This is a genomic window from Acinetobacter sp. GQ146 (assembly GCF_059758585.1).
On the sequence record NZ_JCAXDV010000010.1, the window covers coordinates 21,700 to 43,100 of the forward strand.

Annotated in this window: 23 protein-coding genes; 7 read left to right on the plus strand and 16 right to left on the minus strand. The window is 45.0% G+C overall.

Annotated features, from left to right (window positions below; genetic code table 11):
• Positions 1 to 144: 144 nt before the first annotated feature.
• On the plus strand, positions 145 to 1,275 hold the full coding sequence (locus tag AC6CHI_RS14430; RefSeq protein WP_498122107.1) for a TDT family transporter: 1,131 nt from the start codon (positions 145 to 147) through the stop codon (positions 1,273 to 1,275).
• Positions 1,276 to 1,383: 108 nt separating this feature from the next.
• The gene (locus tag AC6CHI_RS14435; protein ID WP_498122109.1) at positions 1,384 to 1,956 is read left to right on the plus strand and encodes a phosphorylase family protein; all 573 of its coding nucleotides are present in this window, start codon (positions 1,384 to 1,386) and stop codon (positions 1,954 to 1,956) included.
• 56 nt (positions 1,957 to 2,012) lie between these two features.
• Here AC6CHI_RS14435 and AC6CHI_RS14440 read toward each other — a convergent pair whose 3' ends face one another.
• The 13 genes from AC6CHI_RS14440 to ubiG form a co-directional block, all read right to left on the minus strand.
• Entirely contained in the window at positions 2,013 to 2,636 is a 624-nt protein-coding gene (locus AC6CHI_RS14440) for a TetR/AcrR family transcriptional regulator (RefSeq protein WP_458893160.1), read from the minus strand.
• A 282-nt stretch (positions 2,637 to 2,918) separates the two neighbouring features.
• Positions 2,919 to 3,728 carry an ATP-binding cassette domain-containing protein gene (locus tag AC6CHI_RS14445; protein ID WP_498122111.1) on the minus strand — a complete coding sequence of 270 codons (810 nt, stop codon included), beginning with the start codon at positions 3,726 to 3,728 and terminating at the stop codon, positions 2,919 to 2,921.
• Positions 3,729 to 3,738: 10 nt separating this feature from the next.
• Positions 3,739 to 4,554 (minus strand): aliphatic sulfonate ABC transporter permease SsuC, encoded by an 816-nt coding sequence (gene ssuC, locus AC6CHI_RS14450; RefSeq protein WP_458893158.1) that lies wholly within the window; start codon positions 4,552 to 4,554, stop codon positions 3,739 to 3,741.
• Entirely contained in the window at positions 4,554 to 5,729 is a 1,176-nt protein-coding gene (gene ssuD / locus AC6CHI_RS14455; RefSeq protein ID WP_498122112.1) for an FMNH2-dependent alkanesulfonate monooxygenase, read from the minus strand. The genes ssuC and ssuD overlap by 1 nt, the downstream gene beginning before the upstream one ends.
• Positions 5,730 to 5,756: 27 nt before the next feature.
• Positions 5,757 to 6,752 carry an aliphatic sulfonate ABC transporter substrate-binding protein gene (locus tag AC6CHI_RS14460; RefSeq protein WP_498122114.1) on the minus strand — a complete coding sequence of 332 codons (996 nt, stop codon included), beginning with the start codon at positions 6,750 to 6,752 and terminating at the stop codon, positions 5,757 to 5,759.
• 17 nt (positions 6,753 to 6,769) lie between these two features.
• Positions 6,770 to 7,738 carry a sulfonate ABC transporter substrate-binding protein gene (locus tag AC6CHI_RS14465; protein WP_498122115.1) on the minus strand — a complete coding sequence of 323 codons (969 nt, stop codon included), beginning with the start codon at positions 7,736 to 7,738 and terminating at the stop codon, positions 6,770 to 6,772.
• Between the two features lie 438 nt (positions 7,739 to 8,176).
• A complete protein-coding gene (gene argA, locus AC6CHI_RS14470; protein WP_458893155.1) occupies positions 8,177 to 9,526 on the minus strand; it encodes an amino-acid N-acetyltransferase in 1,350 nt (449 codons plus the stop codon).
• Between the two features lie 130 nt (positions 9,527 to 9,656).
• The gene (locus tag AC6CHI_RS14475; RefSeq protein ID WP_498122116.1) at positions 9,657 to 10,019 is read right to left on the minus strand and encodes an RcnB family protein; all 363 of its coding nucleotides are present in this window, start codon (positions 10,017 to 10,019) and stop codon (positions 9,657 to 9,659) included.
• A gap of 263 nt (positions 10,020 to 10,282) precedes the next feature.
• Positions 10,283 to 10,681 carry an RcnB family protein gene (locus AC6CHI_RS14480; RefSeq protein ID WP_498122117.1) on the minus strand — a complete coding sequence of 133 codons (399 nt, stop codon included), beginning with the start codon at positions 10,679 to 10,681 and terminating at the stop codon, positions 10,283 to 10,285.
• A gap of 257 nt (positions 10,682 to 10,938) precedes the next feature.
• Positions 10,939 to 11,094 carry a hypothetical protein gene (locus tag AC6CHI_RS14485; RefSeq protein WP_458893152.1) on the minus strand — a complete coding sequence of 52 codons (156 nt, stop codon included), beginning with the start codon at positions 11,092 to 11,094 and terminating at the stop codon, positions 10,939 to 10,941.
• Between the two features lie 178 nt (positions 11,095 to 11,272).
• Positions 11,273 to 12,019 (minus strand): YciK family oxidoreductase, encoded by a 747-nt coding sequence (locus tag AC6CHI_RS14490; RefSeq protein WP_458893151.1) that lies wholly within the window; start codon positions 12,017 to 12,019, stop codon positions 11,273 to 11,275.
• Between the two features lie 32 nt (positions 12,020 to 12,051).
• Positions 12,052 to 12,741, minus strand: a complete 690-nt coding sequence (locus tag AC6CHI_RS14495) for an HAD family hydrolase (protein ID WP_498122119.1) — start codon at positions 12,739 to 12,741, stop codon at positions 12,052 to 12,054.
• A complete protein-coding gene (gene ubiG / locus AC6CHI_RS14500; protein WP_498122120.1) occupies positions 12,738 to 13,454 on the minus strand; it encodes a bifunctional 2-polyprenyl-6-hydroxyphenol methylase/3-demethylubiquinol 3-O-methyltransferase UbiG in 717 nt (238 codons plus the stop codon). The genes AC6CHI_RS14495 and ubiG overlap by 4 nt, the downstream gene beginning before the upstream one ends.
• A gap of 177 nt (positions 13,455 to 13,631) precedes the next feature.
• Between ubiG and AC6CHI_RS14505 the strand changes: the two genes are divergently transcribed.
• Positions 13,632 to 14,249 carry a thiol:disulfide interchange protein DsbA/DsbL gene (locus AC6CHI_RS14505; protein WP_498122121.1) on the plus strand — a complete coding sequence of 206 codons (618 nt, stop codon included), beginning with the start codon at positions 13,632 to 13,634 and terminating at the stop codon, positions 14,247 to 14,249.
• A 40-nt stretch (positions 14,250 to 14,289) separates the two neighbouring features.
• Here the strand turns inward: AC6CHI_RS14505 and AC6CHI_RS14510 are convergent, their stop codons facing one another.
• Positions 14,290 to 14,952: a TetR family transcriptional regulator gene (locus tag AC6CHI_RS14510; RefSeq protein ID WP_498122122.1), complete on the minus strand. Its 663-nt coding sequence runs from the start codon at positions 14,950 to 14,952 to the stop codon at positions 14,290 to 14,292.
• Between the two features lie 205 nt (positions 14,953 to 15,157).
• On the opposite strand from AC6CHI_RS14510, the gene rph reads away from it, so the two are divergent.
• Together rph and AC6CHI_RS14520 are read left to right on the plus strand one after the other, a co-directional pair.
• Positions 15,158 to 15,874, plus strand: a complete 717-nt coding sequence (gene rph / locus AC6CHI_RS14515) for a ribonuclease PH (RefSeq protein ID WP_458893146.1) — start codon at positions 15,158 to 15,160, stop codon at positions 15,872 to 15,874.
• A 150-nt stretch (positions 15,875 to 16,024) separates the two neighbouring features.
• A complete protein-coding gene (locus AC6CHI_RS14520) occupies positions 16,025 to 16,186 on the plus strand; it encodes an ABZJ_00068 family colistin stress protein (RefSeq protein WP_498122124.1) in 162 nt (53 codons plus the stop codon).
• Positions 16,187 to 16,190: 4 nt separating this feature from the next.
• On the opposite strand, the gene AC6CHI_RS14525 is transcribed toward AC6CHI_RS14520, so the two are convergent.
• The gene (locus AC6CHI_RS14525) at positions 16,191 to 18,032 is read right to left on the minus strand and encodes an LTA synthase family protein (protein WP_498122126.1); all 1,842 of its coding nucleotides are present in this window, start codon (positions 18,030 to 18,032) and stop codon (positions 16,191 to 16,193) included.
• 127 nt (positions 18,033 to 18,159) lie between these two features.
• Positions 18,160 to 19,005 (minus strand): carboxylating nicotinate-nucleotide diphosphorylase, encoded by an 846-nt coding sequence (gene nadC, locus AC6CHI_RS14530; protein WP_498122128.1) that lies wholly within the window; start codon positions 19,003 to 19,005, stop codon positions 18,160 to 18,162.
• Between the two features lie 169 nt (positions 19,006 to 19,174).
• On the opposite strand from nadC, the gene ampD reads away from it, so the two are divergent.
• Together ampD and murJ are read left to right on the plus strand one after the other, a co-directional pair.
• A complete protein-coding gene (ampD, locus tag AC6CHI_RS14535) occupies positions 19,175 to 19,750 on the plus strand; it encodes a 1,6-anhydro-N-acetylmuramyl-L-alanine amidase AmpD (RefSeq protein ID WP_498122129.1) in 576 nt (191 codons plus the stop codon).
• 84 nt (positions 19,751 to 19,834) lie between these two features.
• Positions 19,835 to 21,385, plus strand: a complete 1,551-nt coding sequence (gene murJ / locus AC6CHI_RS14540; RefSeq protein ID WP_498122130.1) for a murein biosynthesis integral membrane protein MurJ — start codon at positions 19,835 to 19,837, stop codon at positions 21,383 to 21,385.
• Positions 21,386 to 21,401: the final 16 nt, after the last annotated feature.

Below are 21,401 nucleotides of genomic sequence, written 5' to 3' on the forward strand. Positions count from 1 at the left end.
TTGTTGTGTTTTTACTCAGTAAAATTTATTAATGTGGTAAATATTAATCAATAAAAATGATTTTAAAAATAAAAAATAATCAATTTTTCTTATTTATGCGGCGTTGTAAGATCAACATAACTGCTCATATTGGATGAAAACCCGATGAAAAAGCCTTTTTATCAATTACCCCAATGGCATGACCTGATTCGTCAGTTTACTCCAAACTGGTTTACTGTCTGTATGGGAACTGGCATTTTGGCTGTGATTCTGGCTGAATTTGACACTATTCATCCTTGGTTTGGGGCTGCTGGTGCCGCTTTATGGCATCTTAATCTGGTGCTCTTTACGCTGTTTAGTCTGCTTTATGGCTTACGTTGGCTCTTCTACCCGCAGGAAGCCAAGCAAATTTTTAGCCATCCGAGCATGAGCCTGTTTTTGGGTACGATTCCGATGGCATTGGCAACGCTGATCAATGGGAGCCTGAAATATGGTGTCACCCTGTACGGCCCGGCTGTGGTCGATATTGCTCAGTGGTTGTGGTATGTCGATGTCGTGCTGGCATTCAGTGTGGCGTTTGTGGTGCCCTTCTGTATGTTCAGTTGTCAGCAACATCAGTTATCTCAGATGACCGCCGTGTGGTTATTGCCGATTGTGGCGTGTGAAGTTGCCGCAGCGACAGGTGGTAGTTTATTGCAGCATTTACCTGCAAATGCGCATGCGCTCAGCATCTTATTCGGCAGTTATTTACTCTGGGGAATCTCAGTTTTTCCTGCCTTGCTGATTTTAGGGATTCTGTTTTTACGTTTGGCCTTGCATCAATTGCCGAATCAAGAACTGGCGATGACAGGCTGGTTAGCAGTGGGCCCAATTGGTACAGGCGCGTTGGCCTTGTTACTTTTGGGTGAGCAAGCGCAACGACTCAGCATGCAGTTGCCGATAAGCGGCTTGGGTGAATTCTTGCATCAGGCTGGGGTATTGAGCAGTTTGCTGTTGTTGGGATTTGGGCTGTGGTGGCTGGGTATCGCTATGTTGATTAGCCTGAAGCATGCCTTAAAGCATTTACCGTTTAATTTGGGCTGGTGGGGCATGACTTTTCCCTTGGGCGTCTTTAGTTTAGCCATTTTGCAGCTGGCACAGCAGTTACAACTGGATGGGTTACGCAGCATTGGCTATGGTTTCGCGATCTTATTAATGCTGTTATGGGGCTTGGTCATGAGTAAAACGGTAGCAGGCTTTTACGCTGGACGCTTATTCTTTTCGCCCTGCCTGCATCTGTATTTACAGCAAAAATAGGACAAAAATATCCGTGCGCGCCCCAGAGCTTTTAATGCAAAAATGGCCTGATTTGCAGCCTGCGTGGTTTTGATTTTTAATAGCAGGATTTTGTTTTGAGTGGTCCGCATGAAATCTCCATTAGCCTTAATTATGGCTTTACCCAATGAGTCGAAAGGTCTGTTTGAACAGGCTCAGATTGATGTGCATTACAGTGGCATTGGTAAAGTGAATGCCGCCTTTAAAGCCTTTGAGGTGATTCAGGCAACAGGCTGTAACACCTTGCTCAATTTGGGTAGTGCAGGCAGTTCGCATTTTGACCGACATGCCTTGGTTGAAGTCACCAGCTTCGTGCAACGCGATATGGATGTTTCACCCCTCGGCTTTGAAGTCGGGGTCACTCCGATGGATCATGACCATCCCGCAGCGATTGATTTAGAGCCTTATTTTAGCCAGTTACCAAAAGGCATTTGTGGGACAGGGGACAGTTTTGAAATCGGTCAGCCCAAAGTGCCTTGTAATTTGGTGGACATGGAAGGCTATGCGATGGCTAAAGTGTGTAAAAAGCTGGGGGTGCGTCTGATTTCAGTGAAATACATTACTGATGGCGCCAATGATACTGCGCATATGGATTGGGAAGAGAATTTACTGTTGGGGGCAGAAAAATTGTTGTCCTTATACCAATCTTTCAAAGCGGAATAATAGGCTTGGCGACCATAGAGGGCTATGGTCGTGTTGCCAATACAAGGGAGCAGGAATTAGCTATTTTGCTCGCGCGGTAAGATCCCGTAAAGCATCATGTGCACGGTATGCTGAATGACACGCTGTTGCATGCTGCGGTTACGCAAGGTCTTACCCGTCACCATTTCCATTTGCGTGGCAAAGTCGGCATAGTTTTGCGTCACGGCCCAAATGTTTAGAATCAGTAATTCTGGATCAATGTCTGCAGAAATTTTACCTTGTTCTTGCCACATGCTAATCACTTTGGCTTTGCGTTTTACCAGTTTTTTTAGTGGACCTTTTAAGATCTCTAAAATATGCGGCGCGCCTTGAATAATTTCTAAGGCAAATAAACGCGAAGCTTTCGGTTGCGTGCGTGACAGTTCAATTTTTTGCAGTAAATAATTGGTAATCGCTTCCGTCGGCTCTAATTCTGCTTCGAGCATTTGCAGAGGTGCTAACCATTTTTGCAAGACCGTGGTCAGTACTTCAACATACAATGCTTCTTTATTTTCATAGTAATAGAAAATGTTCGACTTATGCATTTCAGCAAGTTGAGCAATTTCATCTAAACTAGCCCCGTTAAATCCATATAAGGAAAAAACATCAAGTGCGGCATTCAGCAATTGATGGCGCTTTTGAGTACTCTTTTTTTGTTCCATTCGCAGCTTTAAAAAATTCAGGGAAGGCTAAATTGTACGGCAAATCATCAGATTTGTGCATCAACAAATCCAGTAATTTGATGAAATCCTGAAATTTCGGGATGAAATAATATGGCGTGATTTCACAATCTGCCAGTTAAAAAGATGAAACGGACAAATGTATCGGGAAATGCACCAATTGAGACCATATTTGTTTCAAATATGACATTTATGTGACATTTTTATGACAGTGAAATTTTGTCTTGAACCCGATCCTCATCCGAGGATTGGGTTGCGACATGATTATTTCGTGGCTAAAACAGCATTTAAAACCTGCTGTTCTAGCTCGGCAAATTGCCAGTTTTTTTCCCGTGGCCGTGGCAGGTCTACCTGAAATTGACGTGCGATATGACCCTGATCCAATAAAATAATCCGGTCTGCCAATTGTACCGCTTCGCTGACATCATGCGTGACCAAAATGGCGGTAAAGCCTTGTTCGCGCCACAGCTGTTCAATCAGTTTTTGCATCTCTAGGCGGGTGAGCGCATCTAAGGCACCTAAGGGTTCATCTAATAATAAAACCCGCGGCTGATGGGACAAGGCACGTGCGAGGGCGGTGCGTTGCCGCTGACCACCGGAAAGTTGCGCAGGCCACTGGTCGGCTTTCTCCTTTAAGCCGACTTTTTCCAGTAAGGCACTGGCCTGTTGATGTGCAGACTTGTTCAAACCCAAATGGACATTTTGTTCAATACTGCGCCAAGGTAACAGGCGCGGGTCTTGGAACATCACGCGGATATCATCACGGGTAATGCCTTCGCGCAGATGACGAGCCGACTTGAATTTGATTTCACCGTAGCTCGGCTGTTCCAGATCGGCAATCAGCCTTAATAAGGTACTTTTGCCACAGCCACTGCGCCCGACGATTGCCATAAACTCACCGGGTTGGATGTGTAAGTCCAAATCTTGCAAGACTTGGACATCGCCATAAAATTTATGCAGTTGCTCAATTAAAATTTCTGCACCCAGTAGCGCATTCGGTTGTATATCGGCAGGTTGATGTTTGGACTGTTGTATCTGTTCAGCGACATGCTCGCCAATGCTGAGATCGGTCATTTTCTGCTCCTTATTTTTGATAGCCAGGGTGCCAGCGCAATAAGTATTTTTCTAAGCTGACAGCCAGTACATCGGCCAGTTTACCGAGTAGGGCATATAGCAAGATGCCCACCAAAACCACATCGGTTTGTAAGAACTCACGCGCATTCATAGTCATATAACCAATTCCTGCTTGGGCTGAAATGGTTTCTGCTACAATCAGCAACACCCAAACCAAGCCGAGAGCAAAACGCAAACCGACCAAAATTGAGGGCATCGCCCCAGGCAGGATAATATTTTTATACAGTTGCCAACGACTCAGTCCGTAGCTTTTGCCCATTTCAATCAGTTGCGGGTCGACAGAGCGAATACCGTGATAGGTATTGATATAAATCGGGAAGAACACGCCCACAGCGACCAAGAACAGCTTGGCGCTTTCATCAATGCCAAACCAGAGAATCACCAGTGGAATTAAAGCTAAAGCTGGAATATTCCGAATCATTTGCAAGGTGGTATCGAGCAGGGTCGAGGCGGTTTTGGAGGAGCCATTCAACAGTCCCAAAGCTAAGCCCAGACCTCCACCAAGAGCGAGACCGAGTAAGGCACGTCCTGCACTGACTTGGACATGATGCCAAAGTTCACCACTGATCAGTAAGTGCCAGAATGCACTGATGACCGCCGTAGGCGCAGGCAAAATTCGACTTTGCAGCAGACCTGAAGTTGAGGCGATTTGCCAGAGCAGAATCAGCAATAAAGGTACCAGCCAGGGCAGCAAACGCTGCCCAAATTTTGTTCCACGTGAAACTTTTCGCTTGGGAAAAGTTCCAGCCGCAGTGATTCTAGACATTAGGCGGACTCCTTAATGGGACGTGCAGCCAGCGTCTGGCTCGGGACATAATTGTTCGCGACAATTTCACCGAAAGGCCCCGTGAGATTGGGTTGCGATAATTTTTTACGGGTTTCCAAAGGTAAAAGTGGGAAAACCAGTTCGGCAAAGCGAATCGACTCTTCCAAATGTGGGTAGCCAGAGAAAATAAAAGTGCTGATGCCCAAATCGGCATATTCCTGAATGCGATCTGCTACGGTTTGTGGGTCGCCCACCAGCGCCGTTCCTGCACCGCCACGCACCAGTCCTACACCGGCCCATAGATTTGGAGAAACTTCCAATTTGCTGCGGTCACCATTATGCAGTTCTGCCATGCGTCGCTGTCCAACCGAATCCATTTGCTTGAATTTTTGTTGTGCGGCAGCGATGGTGGCATCATTCACATACTGAATCAGCTCATGGGCGGCTTGCCATGCCGCTTCATTGGTCTCACGTACAATCACATGCAGACGTATGCCATAGTTGAGCTGGCGTCCTTTGGCGGCTGCTTTTTCACGCACTTGCGCCAGTTTTTCTTTGACCGCAGCAGGTGGTTCACCCCAGGTTAAATAGGTATCGACTTGCTCGGTTGCCAACTCAATGGCAGCATCCGATGAACCTCCGAACCAGAGCGGTGGGTAAGGGTGTTGGATTGGTGGATAGAGCAGTTTGGCATCATCAACCTTTAAGTGCTCGCCGTGAAAACTGAAGGCTTCGCCTGTATGCGAGCGAGTCAGAATTTCACGCCAGATTTTGGTGTATTCACTTGCGGTTTCATACCGTGTGGCATGGTCTTCATAAATGCCATCGCCTTTGAGTTCTTGTTCATCACCACCTGTGACCAGATTCAGCAGCACACGGCCATTAGAGAGGCGGTCAAATGTGGCTGCCATGCGTGCAGCCAATGCAGGTGTGGTTACCCCTGGACGCAATGCTACTAAAAATTTCAGATTTTGGGTGGCATCAATCAAACTGGCCGCCGTAATCCACGGATCTTCACATGAACGCCCCGTGGGAATCAGTACTCCTTCATAACCTAAATGATCTGCCGCAACGGCAATTTGCTTCATATAGGCATGATCCACTTGGCGTGCGCCTTTGCTGGTGCCTAAATAACGACTATCGCCATGTGTGGGAATAAACCAGAAAATTTTCATTATTAATATCCTTACATTATTTACAGATTAGTGCGCTTTCGGGGCTGTCCAAACGGTGCTTTGCACCTGAATATTTTTTGGAATCAGTTGCACCTGCTGGAACAGATCAGCGATTTGCTGCTGTGCCTGAATCACTTCAGGGTTTAAGGTCTGAATCGGTGACGGCTTTAGACGTTTATCAATCACGCGTTGTGCAATCGATGTTTGCAAACCCGTACTTTGGGTATAGACCGTTAAAGCCTGTGGCTGATTTTTGAGTACCCATTGATCGGCCTGATTTAAGCCATGTAAAAACTGTGCGGTGGCTTGCGGATGTGCCGCAATAAATTTGGGATTGCCGATGTAAAACGAGTAGGTTTTCGGGAAGGCGCTGCCATCGATCAGCACTTTGGCATGGGCATCCTGTTCAGCTGCACTGAGGTAGGGTTCCCAAATCGCCCAAGCGTCTACCGACTGTTTGTCAAAGGCTGCACGTGCATCGGCAGGCGGTAGCCAAATTGGTTGAATGTCCTGCCAGCTTAAGCCTGCCTGTTGTAAAATTTTGGCCAGTAATTCATGCGCACTGGACCCTTTTTGCACGGCTATGCGTTTGCCTTTTAGTTGTTGAATAGATTGAATGGCGCTGTTTTTGGGAATCAATAAAGCCTGAGAATTGGCAGGGACTTGTTCATAACCAACATAGCTCAATGCTTTACCAGCCGCTTGAGCAAAGATGGGTGGGGTGTTACCCACCGCACCAAAATCAACGGCACCGACAGCTAAGGCTTCTAGCATTTGAGGACCTGCAGGAAACTCTTTCCATTCGATTTTGGCTTGCGGAAATTCCTGTTCAAACAGTTTTTGCTGGCGTGCAACCAATAAATTGAGTGAAGATTTTTGGTAACCAATGGCCAAAGTTTCGACAGGAACCGTTGTGTCTTTGCCTGCTGCTGCAGTCTGATGCGATTCCGTTTTTTGACAGCCACTGAGGGCAATACTGAGTGTGGTTAAACCTACAAAGCTAATAGTTTTAAAATGTTGCATGAAGTTATTCCTCTTTATTATGGTGTTGTTTTTAAAATGGCAGTTTGAATATCAATTTGATTGGGAATCAGGCTTTGTTGATAAAAAGCATCCGCGATAAATTGCTGTTGCTGGGCAACTTCAGTTGAAATGGGTTGAACCCCGAATCCCATACGTGAGATGGAACGATTTAAAACTTCAACGGGTAAGCCAGTCGGTTTTTGCAGAAGTCGAGCTGACTCTTGCTGATGCTGTGCCACCCAAGTGGTGGTCTGATTTAATTCATTGACCACCGTTTTTAAAATGTCAGGATGTTGTTGGGCGAATTGACGATCTGCCAAATAGAACTGGTGATTGCTGACCAGTTTTTCACCGGTCGCCAGTACACGTGCCCCCAACTGCTGTTCGGCAGCAGCGAAAAACGGATCCCAAATGACCCATGCATCGACAGCACCTCGTTCAAAAGCCGCACGTGCATCGGCAGGAGGTAAGTACACCACTTCAATATCCGAAAGTTTGAGTTGATGTGCTTCCAGTACTTTCAACAGCAGGTAATGCACATTGGAACCTTTATTCAGCACCACACGTTTGCCTTTTAGGTCTTGAATACTGTGAATGTTTGAGTTTTTCGGCACAATTAGTGCTTCAGCCTGTGGGGCTGGTGGCTGATTGGCGACATAAATCAAATTAGAATTGGCAGCTTGGGCAAAAATTGGAGGTGCTTCACCAGCCTCACCCAACACAACACTGCCGATATTCAAACCTTCGAGCAATTGAGGGCCCGCTGGAAATTCGACCCAATTTACTTGTACCCCTTGGGCTGCTAAGGCTTGCTCTAAGCTGCCACGGGCTTTCACGATGGGTAAGATGCCGTACTTTTGAAATCCAATGTTTAAGGTGATTGTTTCAGCTTTTTGTGGGCTACAACCTGCCATGAGCATACTGCCAGCAACAACGGTCAAAACAGCCCATGGACGTGTTGTTGATGTAAAAAGACGCTTGCTCATGTTCAGGATGCTCCGCAACTGGTAAAGACTGATATTCGGTTGAGCAGATACGCTATAGCGCTTTGTTATGCGGAAAAAATAAAAAAATAGGGATTGGTCATGAAAAAAAAAGATAAATCAAAAAAAGCAAAACTTAGGTGTAAAATTCAATTAGCGTAAAAATAGAATATAAATTTATTCTTATTTAAGATTTTGAAAATATTAATTTTATTTTTTATTAAGCGAATCTGTATAAGTTTATGCAGTAGCGGAATATAGCATTTAGCCTGAATTAGCAAGCTGCAAGATATCCATAGCATAAATCTTGCTAAACCTTGGTCATGCGGCTTGTAAAAAACATCGGGCTATGTCGAGTAATTGTGCTTGGACTTGAGCAAGCTACTCTCGCTCAAGTCGTTGCTGTGCAGCTCAGAAATCTAAAGAAGTGCGATGAGGCGATTAAATCCGTTTTTTAAATACCAAAGAATTTCGTTGATAGTTATACAGGGCTTGCCGAGCATTGGGCAGATCATCGACATTGGCGGTTTCAAAGCCATGTTCCAAAAACCAGTGTGCGGTACGCGTGGTCAGCACAAATAATTGCTGTATGCCCATACTGCGGGCTTTTCCTTCCAAATAGTGCAGGATTTGACTGCCACGATTGGATTTACGGTAGCTCGGGTGTACCGCGACGCAGGCAATTTCTGCCGAACGTAATTCATTGGCTTGGGCGGGTATCGGATACAGGGCGGCGCAGGCGAGAATCATGCCATCACGCTCAATCACCGCGAACTGTTCAATTTCAGTCTCCAGTCGTTCCCGCGAACGGTAAACCAAAATGCCGTCTTCTTCGAGTGGGCGCAGTAAATTGATCAGTCCACCGACATCCTGAATATTGGCCATGCGCACATCTTCATAATGCGCATCGGTGACCATGGTGCCCGAACCATCACGGGTAAACAGCTCTTCCAGCAAAGCCCCGTCATACGTATAGGAGATCAGGTGGACGCGATGTACGCCTTTAAGCGAAGCCTCTTGTGCACTGCGGAGCTGTTGTGCCAGTTCGGGATTGCTGCCCTGCTGCTGAATATACTGATCTAAACGCTGCGGGGTAATTTCCCGTTGTAGTTGCCCTTGGGCATTTTGTAAACCATGTTGTTTACCAAGGAAAATCAGTTTATCGGCTTTTAAACTGATTGCTGTTCGGGTTGCCACTTCTTCCGCAGGAAGGTTAAAGACTTCCCCAGTCGTGGAGTAACCCACAGGGCCCAGCATGACAATGTTGTGCTGTTGCAGGTGTTTTTGAATGGCATCGGTATCGACACTGCGAACTTCACCAGTTAATTGAAAATCGATCCCATCCCGAATGCCATACGGTTTGGCAGTAATAAAATTACCCGAAACCACATCAATGCGTGCCCCGTACATTGGGGAGTTGGCGAGTCCCATCGACAATAAGGCTTCAATTTGCAAACGGACAGAGCCGACCGCGTTCATGACACAGCCTAGGGACTCGCGTGTGGTAATGCGACGATGCTGATGGAATGGAGTACTCAAACCACTACTTTTCAGGTTCTGATTAATTTGCTGACGCGCACCATGCACTAAAATCAGCCGAATCCCGAGGGAATTCAGCAGGGCAATGTCATGGATAATATGTTGGAAGTTGTCGTGCTGGACGGCTTCACCATCAAACATGATCACAAAGGTCTTATTACGGTGGGCATTGATATAGGGTGCAGAATGTCGAAACCAGTGCACATACTGTAAAGTTGTGCTGTGTGAAACATCGTTCGAATTCGCTTGCATGCCTATCTCAAAAAATTTGAATCAATAGTCGATTTTAATCAAAAAAATGCAGAGCGAACAATCTTAGATAAAAAAACACCTTAACTTTCGTTAAGGTGCCGAGGGAAGGAATCTATCGAGGCTGCAGAGATTAGCCAATAATATGCAGGATGCGGTTATTGCGCTCGTTGACTAAGACGTAATCGCCGTTAATTTTGTACCATTGTTGATTACGCGCTGGTTTGTGTAAGCGTTTCGCATCACGATAATTTACGGCATAGCGGGAAGAGTCATAACCACGTGGTAGGGTTTGACCGACACGCCAATCGCGGCTTGGGTTAATACGTTGATAACGTTTGTCATTCCAACGACCATCTTCTTTTTTCCAGTCGCGGTCATGCTGCTCGGCATAGTGGCGTTGGTCATAACGATGTTCATAAGCTGGCGCCGCAATTGCAGATGCGGTTACGGCTGTACCTAAAGTAAAAACGATTGCGGAAACTAATTTATTCATGCTGTGCCTCAATGTCTGTTGCTGTGTTTCGATGAGATCAAGGTAACCAACAACAGCAGAGAAATAATGAGAGCACTATTGTCGAAATGTGAATTTGATGAAGAAAAAACGGAGATTGTAAATGCGCGAAACACAGATGCTACAAAGGCATCCGCGATTTTTGTTGCCATTTACCCCCAGAGAATCGGTAACGTGTAGACATAAAAAAACCAGTCTAGAGATGAGCCAGACTGGCGAAAATGGTTAAGCGTTTTGCGATGTATTTAATCATTCACAATGCGTAGAATCCCATTGCTACCTGAATCAATTAAGATGTAGTCATTGTTGATTTTGTACCATTGCTGATTGCGTGCAGGTTTAGGCAAATTATGCTCTTTATACCCGACTTTGTAGCCGTTGCCGCGATAATGCTGCGGCATGACATAACCAGTTTGCCATTGATGCTGCTGTAGACGTTTCACCCCGCGTTCTTCACGCATGCGGCGTTTGTCTTGAATACGGTCATCATCTTGATCAAAATCACGAAAGTCTCGCCCCTTACCTTGATTATTGCGGGGATGGTCATCACCACCACGATGATCAAAGTGGGGTGCAGCAGAACTTAGGCTGCTTGCCATCAATGCACTGAAAGTAATGGTCAATATTGCCATCATCTTTTTCATGTTGACCCCTCGTTATCGATGTGTTCATTTCACAGTAAATAATGTACGAAAAAAATGCAGAGAAACTGTGAAGAAATTAGATTAATTCTTTAAAAAAATAGATAAATTAAGAATATTATCCATGAAATCATCCAGTTTTGGAAATCTTTCTGTGCTTACACGTTGCACACTGTGCTGAGTTTAATGAGTTTGAATCACATCGCTATTCAGCTTCAGTCCTGCATTTCATTGGTATTCGTACGAGGGGAAAACAGCAATTAATTCCACTGCTCGACCCAATGCTGCAAGCAAGCGACCGCTTCAATCACACGCTGTGCCTGTTGTGCATCATCTAAGGCGTGTAGCAGTGTTTCAGGCAGTTGCAGAGAGTGAATGGAGCGAATCAGCTCAACTTTGTGCTGTAGATCGGTCATGGCAAAAGGCTTCCTAGATATGTCGCTGAGAATGTCAGCACAGTGTAGAAAAGTTAGGTTGATTTATAAAACCGAATATTTTGGTTAGTTTAATAAATTAAAACGATTAATATCGCCAAAAAAAATCCTTTGTGTGACACAAAGGATTTTAACAGTGCGTATTTAAGACCGCAGGCAATCAATCTTGCGCATCAATACTTTGCCCACTCATCTGTAAACTGTCATCGCCCATTAAATATAAATAGGCTGGCATGATGGATTCCGGCGTTGCAAGTGTTTTAGGGTCTTCCTCTGGATAGGCTTTGGCACGCATTGCCGTCCGTGTTGCACCTGGATTAATACAATTGAAACGGACATTTGGATGCTGATTTTCTTTGGCAAACAACTGGCTTACGGCTTCAATGGCAATTTTAGACACCGAATAGGCACCCCATTTTTCTCGAACCTGACGCCCAACGCCTGAGCTGGCAAAAACCACAGAGGCATTTTCTGATTTTTGTAGCAGGGGCAACAATTCTTGCGTCAAGATGAAGGGCGCGCGCAGGTTAACGGCCATAACATCATCCCACACATCAATTGGATAATGCTCAAGTTCTGTACGCTCACCCAAAATGCCTGCATTATGCAAAATACCATCTAGACGACCAAATTGGGTCTCTAAAGTGTCGTATAGCAACTCATAATCCCGTGGTGAAGCACTGGAGAGTTGCAGAGGAAGGATGGCCGGTTGCGGTGCGCCTAAACTTTCGATTTCATCATAAATGACTTCGAGTTTGTTGAGGGTACGACCGTGTAACACTACGGTTGCCCCATGTAAGGCATAACTGAGTGCAGCTGCACGACCAATGCCATCGCCAGCCCCAGTAATTAAAATGATGCGATCTTTTAGGAGATCTGGGCGAGGCTGATATTCAGAATATTTCATGGTCACCTCCTTCTTATTTTACTCAATCAAGTTTAGGTATTTATTGGTGTATTCAACGACAGTTGTTGTTGAATCACCTGTTGTAATTCGCTCACTGTGTTCACTATACAATTCGCTTGCCAAGCTGTTAAGTCATCTTTGTATTCGAGTGGTAAATAGCCGTAGGCTGCCAAGATGGTGTACATCTGGGCATGACGTCCCGCATCAATATCACGCGGATGATCCCCGACATAGATACATTGCTCAGCGGGAAGCTGCAAGTGTTGTGCTGCCAGATACATCGGTTCTGGATCAGGTTTGGTTTTGCTGACATCTTCAGGACAAACCAAGACCGCACAGCGTTCGGTCAGATTCAACGCAGCCAGTAAAGATTCACTGAGGCCACGGGGTTTATTGGTCACGATGCCCCACGGTATATTTTGCTGTTCGAGCTCTGCTAACAGGGGATGCATGCCTGTAAACAAATCGGTATCCACCGCAATATCTGCGCCGTATAAATCGAGAAAGCGTTGGCGATGGGCCAGAAAAATCGGGTCATCCACGGCCAGTTCGGGATAGACCAGTTTCACCATGGCACGTGCACCTTCGGACACTTGGGTGCGAATCAAATCGGCATCCACCACGGTACGACCTGCTTCACGGCACATGCCCTGAATAATCCGGATAAAGTCTGCCGCGGTATCGATTAGGGTGCCATCTAAATCAAACAGGACGGCTTTCATTCTTCACCTGCTTTTACCGTGTAGACCATGTAGTTGACATCGACATTCGGCGCCAGCCAGTAGCGTTTGGTCAGTGGGTTGTAATGCAGTCCGATCATATCTTTCAGATTCAGTCCTGCCTGACGGATGTCATGCGCCAATTCAGACGGTTTAATGAATTTATGATAGTCGTGCGTACCTTTGGCCAACATTCTTAAAATGTATTCTGCGCCAATAATGGCAAATAAGTAGGATTTTGGATTACGGTTAATGGTCGAGAAGAAGACGTGACCACCTGGTTTGACCAAGGTTTGGCAGGCATGAATAATCGATGCAGGATCGGGCACATGTTCCAGCATTTCCATGCAAGTTACCACATCGTATTGTCCGGCTTGTTCTTTGGCGAGTTCTTCTACGGGCACTTGGCGATATTCAATATTCTGCACACCTTCTTGTTCAGCATGAATGCGTGCCACATTTAAAGGCGCAACGCCCATATCAATACCCAGCACTTGCGCACCACGACGCGCCATACTTTCAGCCAAAATGCCACCACCGCAGCCGACATCGAGGACTTTTTTACCAGCAAGACCATTGACTCGTTCATCAATCCAGTTGAGGCGTAGCGGGTTAATTTGATGTAAAGGTCGGAATTCAGAATGCTGATCCCACCATATAGCAGCGAATGCTTCAAATTTGGCAATTTCTTGCGGATCAACATTTAATTTCGACATTGGCGCCACCTCAATCAAGTTGCTTTGGTATAAAGATCAATATGGCTAGTGTAGCGTTAATTCTAAAAAAAGCGATAAAAGCAGTAAAAAAGTTCACAGAAGGAAAACGAAATCGACTAAATTGTTTTATAGTTTTCGCATAAGCTCATCATAATGATTTAGAGGACAACAAACGCAATGAAAAAATTCCTTTTGGGCAGTCTTGCAACGGCCGTATTGGCATTTTCTGGTAGTGTAATGGCAGCGGATTTTGTTGCGGGCAAAGACTATACTGTAGTCGCTAACCCAGGCAAAGTTGAAGTGCCAGGAAAAATCGAAGTGCGTGAATTCTTTTGGTATGGTTGCCCACATTGCTTCATATTAGAACCGCATATGCAAACTTGGTTGAAGAACATTCCTAAAGATGTACGTTTTGTGCGTACTCCAGCAGCCATGAACCCTGTGTGGGAGCAGGGGGCACGTGGTTATTATGTTTCTGAAGCATTAGGTGTACGCAAGAATACCCATTTACCATTGTTCCATGCGATTCATGTGAATGGTCAGCAAATTTTTGACCAGCAATCGCAAGCGAAATTCTTTAGCAAATATGGGGTGCCTGAAGCTAAATTTAACAGCATGTTCAACTCTTTCCCAATCACATCCAAAGTGGCGCAGTCACAGCAATTGGCAAGACAGTACCAGTTAACGGGCGTGCCTGCTGTCGTGGTCAACGGTAAGTACGTGGTGCAAGGTGAAGATGGTAAAGTGACGCAAGTGGTAAGCTACTTGGTAGAGAAAGAACGTAAAGCCAAATAATAGGTCAAGCGTTAAAAAACCTGCGATTTTGCAGGTTTTTTTATGTCTTTGCATCTGGATCTGGTGAGATAGGCTCAAGATGGGCAATCCCGGTCAATAACAGTTGAATTTGCCGCATGGTTTGCTGCTTAAACGCTTGCTGTTGAATCGAGGATGCTGGCGGTGAGCTGATACAAAAGTTCACCCAGGAAATGGCCCAATTAAAGGACAAATTAATCAGTAGATGTGAGAGCGCAGCTAAATCCTGCGCTGCATATCGCTGCTGCGACAGTTTCATTAAACTTAAATCTTGAGTCAGGTCCTCAATCAGTGCATCAATTTCACGGGCAATGGCCTGACGGAGCACGGGGGAACCACCCCAACGTTCCGCACTAAAAAATATCCACCATTCAGGATGTTGTTCGACGGCAGCAAAAAACTGATCTAGATGGGCTTCAAGATCGGCATCTGGCTGAAACAGGCTGGCCAGTTTTAATTGATGGAGAACGCGTTTGAGCTGAAGAGCGACTTGGTCGATCAGTTCCAAGCCCAATTGTTCTTTGTCCTGAAAATGCCGATAAAATGCCGTGGGTACGAGCCCAACGGGACGCGTAATATCCCTAAGGCTTAAGCTACTAAACGAATGTCCAGACGTCGTTAAACTTAACGCGGCATCCAATAGGGCTTGGTGGCTCTGCTGTTTTCGTTCATCCCGTATCGACATAGCTATTCTCGAAAGGCTTTATCAAAGTTTAACAAACTTAATGCTGAAAAAAACAGCAGATATGTAGCGGCTGGATCACATCTGATGGCTGAGGAAAATGCTGGGGTTGCGTTTTTTCTTGCTGATTCCTTGCAGAGACCAACCAAACAGTTGGCATCTGCTATACTTGAGCGCAACTGATTTCTATCAATATAAAAGGCGAATTATGCGTATCGACCAACGTACTCTAGATCAATTACGTGATGTAAAAATTACCCGCAATTACACACGTTATGCTGAAGGTTCTGTGCTGGTTGAATTTGGTCATACCAAAGTGCTTTGTACAGCCAGTATTGATAATTCTGTACCCCGGTTCCTGAAAGGTAAAGGACAAGGTTGGGTAACAGCGGAATACGGCATGCTACCACGTTCAACCCATACCCGTAGCGACCGTGAAGCAGCACGTGGCAAACAGTCAGGACGTACGCAAGAAATCCAGCGTTTGATTGGTCGTAGTTTACGAGCCATGGTGGACTTAAAGAAACTCGGTGAAAACACCATTACCATTGACTGTGATGTGATTCAGGCTGATGGAGGTACACGTACTGCGGCGATTACTGGTGCTGCGGTGGCATTGGTGGATGCCATGAATGTTTTGCTTGAACAAAAGAAAATTAAGCATGATCCATTGAAAGGTTTGGTGGCAGCAATTTCAGTCGGTATGTACAAGGATAAAGTCCTGCTCGACTTGTGTTATGAAGAAGATTCAAACTGTCAAACCGACTTGAACGTGGTTATGACGCAGGCAGGTGAATTCATTGAAATTCAAGGTACTGCAGAAGACAAGCCATTCACCCGTAGCCAAGCCAATGACATGCTGGAAATGGCGGAAAAGGGGATTCAAGCTTTAATTCAGAAGCAGCAAGAAGCGCTGGGCTGGTAATTGAATCTATAAAAAAAGCACCCTAAAGGGTGCTTTTTTTTTGCTTTACAAAACCTAATCAAATCAAGATCAATCGATAACAGGCACTTAATTGTATGATCATGATCAGCCTGTAGACTCATGCCATCAATTTTATTGGAGCAGGTTTTGATGGCTCAATTCTTTATCATTTTTTGTGCTGTGGTCACTTTTGCATTAATGGCGTGTGATCCACGTCCGACTGAAGCAAAGCCAGCGGATTCAGCATGGGGGCAAGCGCAAAACACCTCACCGACATCTCAATCCACGCCACAAGATGCATCTAAGCTTTAAACCATTATCCAGCTTTTTTCACCAATAATTGATAGCTATGGTTTTTCCCATTTAACACATCCATGTTCAAATCTTTATACTGATTCAGTAGTTGTGGATGTGGGTATTTACAATCTGGCTGAATGTCTACGCCCGTTTGATGAATCGCACTATAACAAGCACTGACTTCTTGAATAAATTGATAATAAGGCGGAAGGGGCAACTCTGCAGCAGCCAAGACTTTAGGCGCTAGAAAATGCGCAGCAATTTCTTTTTGCTGGAATAGACTACGATCAATCGGATAATTACTCCAGACGGTCAGAGGGGTGCTAAAGAAACGAACATCTTTCTTTTCAGCTTTTTCTTGTTCAGAAGCAAAGAAGTGATAGTCATCGTACACTTTGCCTAAACTCGGTAAATGGTCACCAAAGAAAATCACAATGGTCGGACGATCCAGTTGTTTCAAATCTTGAATCAGTTTTTCAACGTGTTGATCTGCACGCTGTAATCCAGTCAGATAAGTATTCAGTTGGCGTTTGGAGGTATCACTTAGTCCTTCTTGATCAATTTTGAAGTGATCTTTACCGTAGCGATCATCATTGTAATTAAAGTGATTTTCTACAGTAATCGCATAAATAAACTGTGGCTGTTCGGTATGTTTGAGTTGTGTGCGAATTGATTGATAGAGCAAATCATCCGTTGCCCATCCTGCTTGATTGATATATTTGGCACGCTCTTGTGCACTGGTCATGTTTTCCAGCGAAGTAAAACGGTGAAAGCCTAAGTTTTGATAGACCGCATTGCGGTTATAAAAGAACTTGCCGCTGTTATGCATAGCAGTGGTGTCATAACCCAAGCTATTTAAATACGTAGCCAAAGAATAGGTGGGACGCTTGAGTTTGGATACATACATCAGCTCATTATGGTTGAGGTAAATATTCAGACTGGTCAGCACTTCAAATTCTACATTGGCTGTACCGCCACCAAAACTTGGAGAAAGCAGGTTTGCAGTTTGGTAGCGATCCAGCGTTGGCGTGATGTTTTGTGGAATACTTTTGCCTAACTGACGTGCATCCCAATGTGCTTCACTCATGATCATCACAATATTGGGTTGCTGTTCAGCATGTGTAGATACAGTCGTTGTTTGGCTAAAAGGCGTATACAGCGCCTTAATGGTGGACTCAGGAATATTTTCGGTATTAAACAGTTGAGTATTCAGGCTATCCACAGACTTAGAAAAGAAGAATGGAATAAAACCAATTTTTTGGATGGTAAGGTGATCACCAATCCAATCCCCTTTGGTGTTTGGAAAAGCTTGACGATATTCACACAGCCAGCTTTGAGGATTTTGTTTACAGAGTTGGCCAAAATTATTACTAAAATTTGCGCTAATAAAAAAGCCTAAACCCAAGAGTGACAAGAGTGCATTGGAAAAGAATAATCTTTTTTTCTCTAAGCGCTCTTTACGGTATAAAAAAATCATCAGTGCGATACATAAAGCAACGCCTGTGAGCACCGAAAATTTAAGTAACCAAGGTGCGACTGTAAAAGTTTCTTTAATAAGTAAGAAATCACTCGGGACTAAACTGGCGGATAAATATTTTTCTTTTTGTGCGTTGATAAAAATCAGTAATAGGAAAATAAATTGGCTAAAGAAAATCGTAATAAACGTTTTGCGAAACAATAAGTAAAAGAAAGAAATTAGTGCGTAATTGATCAGAGCTGAAATAACAATTTTAGCTCCATTAAGATGCAAGTATTGCTCAGGATTATTCAGGATACGTGGAAGAGCAGGATAAAGGCAAAAAAAAGCCACAGACACGAGTGCGATCAGCAAAAACAAAGCTTGCTGTTTCCAAATATTCATAACAATGGTGCTGGAGGAGAAAGGCAAGCCGAAATTATAAAACCTTTAAGATAATTTTCAATCAACTTTACAGATCTTCGAGCGAGGGTGATCACACTCTTTCGTGATCACCCATTGCAATCAATGATTAACCATTAAAACGCATCGATAAATCAATCGCTTTAACGTCCTTGGTCAGTACACCCATGGAAATATAATCTACACCCGTGGTGGCAACTTGGCGTAAATTTTCAATGGTGATATTGCCAGACGCTTCGAGCTTACAACGCCCCGCAACATGTTTGACCGCATCAATCATTTGTTGCTGGCTAAAATTATCCAGCATCACAATATCCGCTTGGGCTTCAAGGGCTTGGTTTAATTCATCCCAAGTTTCCACTTCCACTTCCACCGGCTTGCCTGGTGCAATTTGATGGGCTTTGGCAATGGCTTCGGCAATACCACCTGCGGCTATAATATGATTTTCTTTAATTAAAAAGGCATCAAACAGGCCTAAACGGTGATTTTGACCACCACCTACGGCAACCGCATATTTTTGTGCAATCCGTAAACCCGGGATGGTTTTTCGTGTATCTAGCAGTTTGGTATTTAAACCATCCAGCTGTTTTACATAATCCGCAGTTTTAGTCGCTACGGCAGATAGAGTCTGGATAAAATTCAATGCAGGACGTTCGACGGTCAATAGGCTACGGGCAGAACCCGCGAGTTTTAAGAAGGCTTCATTGGCATGTACCAGTTCACCATCTTGTTTTAACCAGATGACTTCGACGGAAGCATCAAACGCCTGAATGAGGGCATTGACCCAAGGCTGACCGGCTAGAATCATCTCTTCACGGCTAATAATAGTCGCAGTGGCCTGTTCATCTGCTGGGGTTAATAAAGCCGTAATATCCCCATCGCCAATATCTTCTTGGAGTGCTTGTTGAATGTTGATTTGAATTGATTGTTCAAGCAGCGCTGGAGAAATGCTCATAGTCTTTCCGTGTCTTTTTTAACCCATGAAAATTGCGCGTTATCTTAACACTGTTCGCATATAAATAGCGTTGTTCTGAGTAGTTTATTCTGCGGATTTGAGATTTTGCTGCGAAAGTTTTAGCATGATGCCATGATAAACACATCCTCATGATGGATAGGAATGGATTATGCAGCAGACTCCTTCTTTTCAGGTTGTCGAAGGTCAACTCATCGGTGCGACGCAAATTCCATCGCCTAATTTTAACCTGCGACCCGAGGGGGCGAAGATAGAACTGGTGGTGATTCACAACATCAGTTTGCCACCGTCGCAGTTTGGGGGCGGTTATATCCAGCAATTTTTCCAGAACCAGCTCGATGCAACCGTACACCCCTACTTTGAAACCATTCAAGAACTCAAGGTTTCAGCACATTTGCTCATCTTGCGGACAGGAGAGGTACTGCAGTTTGTCAACTTAGAGCAGCGGGCTTGGCATGCGGGACGTTCCTCCTATTTGGGACAGCCTGAGTGTAACGACTATTCCATAGGGATTGAACTAGAGGGCAGTGATGATTGCGCTTTTGAAGAAACACAATATCAGGTGCTTACTCAGGTGTTGCTGAGTTTGCAACTCGCCTATCCAGCCATTCAGCAGCATGTGGCGGGGCATTCCGATATTGCACCCGGGCGTAAAACCGATCCGGGGCCATACTTTGACTGGGTCAAATTCCGAACGTTGCTTCAGCAGATGAAGAACGCAAAATAAAAAGACATTTCCGTTGAGTTTAATCATTTAACAACGATTTTTTTAAACCAGTTTCATTACAATAGCGACTTAATTTTTATTTGGGTGGATGCGATGGCGCTTTGGCGGTCGACCTTTATTGTCAGTGCAATGACCATGTTATCTCGGGTGCTGGGGCTAGTCCGCGATATCGTCTTGCTGAATGTGTTTGGTGCAGGTAAGGATTTCGATACCTTTGTGGTTGCATTCCGAATTCCGAACTTTTTTCGGCGTTTATTTGCCGAAGGGGCATTTTCGCAGGCTTTTATTCCTGTCCTGACTGAATATAAAACCAGTAAGGCGCACGAAGAAGTCCAGATTCTCATCAGTCGGGTCTTTGGTGGCTTATTAACGGTCATGACTTTGCTGACCTTTATTGCCATGATCGCCGCACCTGCCATTTTGTATATCTATGCACCAGGGTTCCACGCCGACCCAGAGAAATTTGATCTCGCGGTCAGCATGTTCCGCCTCACCATACCATATTTGATGTTCATGTCACTGACAGCCTTTGCCAGCAGTATCTTGAATAGTTATGGTTCCTTTTCTACCCCTGCTTTTGCACCAGTATTATTGAATGTCGCGATGATTGCGGGGGCATGGTGGCTCACCCCGTATATGGCTCAGCCCATTATGGCCTTAGGTTGGTCCGTGGTGGCCGCAGGGGTGTTGCAGCTCGCGATCCAGATTCCAGAACTGTGGCGCAAAAATTTATTGATTCCGCCGAAAGTGGACTTTAAGCACGAAGGTGTAGACCGCATCATGAAATTGATGCTCCCAGCCTTATTTGGTGTTTCTGTCACGCAGATTAACTTGTTGTTGAATACCATTTGGGCTTCCTTTATGCAGGATGGCTCCGTGTCTTGGCTATACAGTGCCGAACGCATGACTGAACTCCCTTTGGGATTGATTGGTGTAGCAATTGGCACGGTGATTTTGCCGTCTTTGTCGGCTCGCCATGCGGAGCAAGATCAACATAAATTCCGTGGCATGATGGACTGGGCTGCAAAAGTCATTGTATTGGTCGGTCTGCCTGCGAGTATTGCGTTGTTTATGCTGTCGACCCCGATTATTCAGGCCTTGTTCCAGCGCGGTGAATTTACCCTCGAAGATACCCAGATGACGGCATTGGCCCTACAGTGTATGAGTGCGGGCGTGATTTCATTTATGCTGATTAAAGTCTTTGCCCCTGGCTTTTATGCGCAGCAAGATACCAAAACCCCTGTGCGAGTCGGTCTAATGGCGGTTGCAGCCAATGCGATTTTAAACGTGGTATTTATTGGTTTCTTTAAGCTGATTGATTGGCATGCCGAACATATGGCTTTGGCACTTGCATCTTCAGGCTCGGCTTTGGTGAATGCGGGAATGCTGTATTTCTATTTACATAAACGAAAAATTTTCCGTTTTGGTGTGCATTGGCGCAAACTGTTTTTACAATATGCGATTGCCAATGTCGTAATGATTGCAGCATTGGCATACGGTCTAACTTGGTATGATGGTGCAGTTTCGCAGTGGATGCGTGTGGCAGAAGTGGCGGCTTTATGTATCGTCGGTGTGTTGGCGTATTTACTTGGACTGCTCCTGACAGGTTTTAGACCGCGCGATATTCGCCCATGATGTTGGATAGAGGCAC

Excerpts from the sequence above, each read along its gene's own strand:
- AC6CHI_RS14465 (WP_498122115.1), bottom strand. The coding sequence starts at position 7,738 with ATGAGCAAGCGTCTTTTTACATCAACAACACGTCCATGGGCTGTTTTG.
- rph (WP_458893146.1), top strand. The coding sequence starts at position 15,158 with ATGCGTATCGACCAACGTACTCTAGATCAATTACGTGATGTAAAAATT.
- AC6CHI_RS14430 (WP_498122107.1), top strand. The coding sequence starts at position 145 with ATGAAAAAGCCTTTTTATCAATTACCCCAATGGCATGACCTGATTCGT.
- AC6CHI_RS14520 (WP_498122124.1), top strand. The coding sequence starts at position 16,025 with ATGGCTCAATTCTTTATCATTTTTTGTGCTGTGGTCACTTTTGCATTA.
- AC6CHI_RS14440 (WP_458893160.1), bottom strand. The coding sequence starts at position 2,636 with ATGGAACAAAAAAAGAGTACTCAAAAGCGCCATCAATTGCTGAATGCC.
- AC6CHI_RS14445 (WP_498122111.1), bottom strand. The coding sequence starts at position 3,728 with ATGACCGATCTCAGCATTGGCGAGCATGTCGCTGAACAGATACAACAG.
- AC6CHI_RS14495 (WP_498122119.1), bottom strand. The coding sequence starts at position 12,741 with ATGAAAGCCGTCCTGTTTGATTTAGATGGCACCCTAATCGATACCGCG.
- AC6CHI_RS14475 (WP_498122116.1), bottom strand. The coding sequence starts at position 10,019 with ATGAATAAATTAGTTTCCGCAATCGTTTTTACTTTAGGTACAGCCGTA.
- argA (WP_458893155.1), bottom strand. The coding sequence starts at position 9,526 with ATGCAAGCGAATTCGAACGATGTTTCACACAGCACAACTTTACAGTAT.
- ssuC (WP_458893158.1), bottom strand. The coding sequence starts at position 4,554 with ATGTCTAGAATCACTGCGGCTGGAACTTTTCCCAAGCGAAAAGTTTCA.
- AC6CHI_RS14510 (WP_498122122.1), bottom strand. The coding sequence starts at position 14,952 with ATGTCGATACGGGATGAACGAAAACAGCAGAGCCACCAAGCCCTATTG.
- AC6CHI_RS14460 (WP_498122114.1), bottom strand. The coding sequence starts at position 6,752 with ATGCAACATTTTAAAACTATTAGCTTTGTAGGTTTAACCACACTCAGT.
- AC6CHI_RS14505 (WP_498122121.1), top strand. The coding sequence starts at position 13,632 with ATGAAAAAATTCCTTTTGGGCAGTCTTGCAACGGCCGTATTGGCATTT.
- AC6CHI_RS14480 (WP_498122117.1), bottom strand. The coding sequence starts at position 10,681 with ATGAAAAAGATGATGGCAATATTGACCATTACTTTCAGTGCATTGATG.
- ssuD (WP_498122112.1), bottom strand. The coding sequence starts at position 5,729 with ATGAAAATTTTCTGGTTTATTCCCACACATGGCGATAGTCGTTATTTA.
- AC6CHI_RS14490 (WP_458893151.1), bottom strand. The coding sequence starts at position 12,019 with ATGAAATATTCTGAATATCAGCCTCGCCCAGATCTCCTAAAAGATCGC.
- ampD (WP_498122129.1), top strand. The coding sequence starts at position 19,175 with ATGCAGCAGACTCCTTCTTTTCAGGTTGTCGAAGGTCAACTCATCGGT.
- AC6CHI_RS14525 (WP_498122126.1), bottom strand. The coding sequence starts at position 18,032 with ATGAATATTTGGAAACAGCAAGCTTTGTTTTTGCTGATCGCACTCGTG.
- ubiG (WP_498122120.1), bottom strand. The coding sequence starts at position 13,454 with ATGTCGAAATTAAATGTTGATCCGCAAGAAATTGCCAAATTTGAAGCA.
- AC6CHI_RS14435 (WP_498122109.1), top strand. The coding sequence starts at position 1,384 with ATGAAATCTCCATTAGCCTTAATTATGGCTTTACCCAATGAGTCGAAA.
- nadC (WP_498122128.1), bottom strand. The coding sequence starts at position 19,005 with ATGAGCATTTCTCCAGCGCTGCTTGAACAATCAATTCAAATCAACATT.
- AC6CHI_RS14485 (WP_458893152.1), bottom strand. The coding sequence starts at position 11,094 with ATGACCGATCTACAGCACAAAGTTGAGCTGATTCGCTCCATTCACTCT.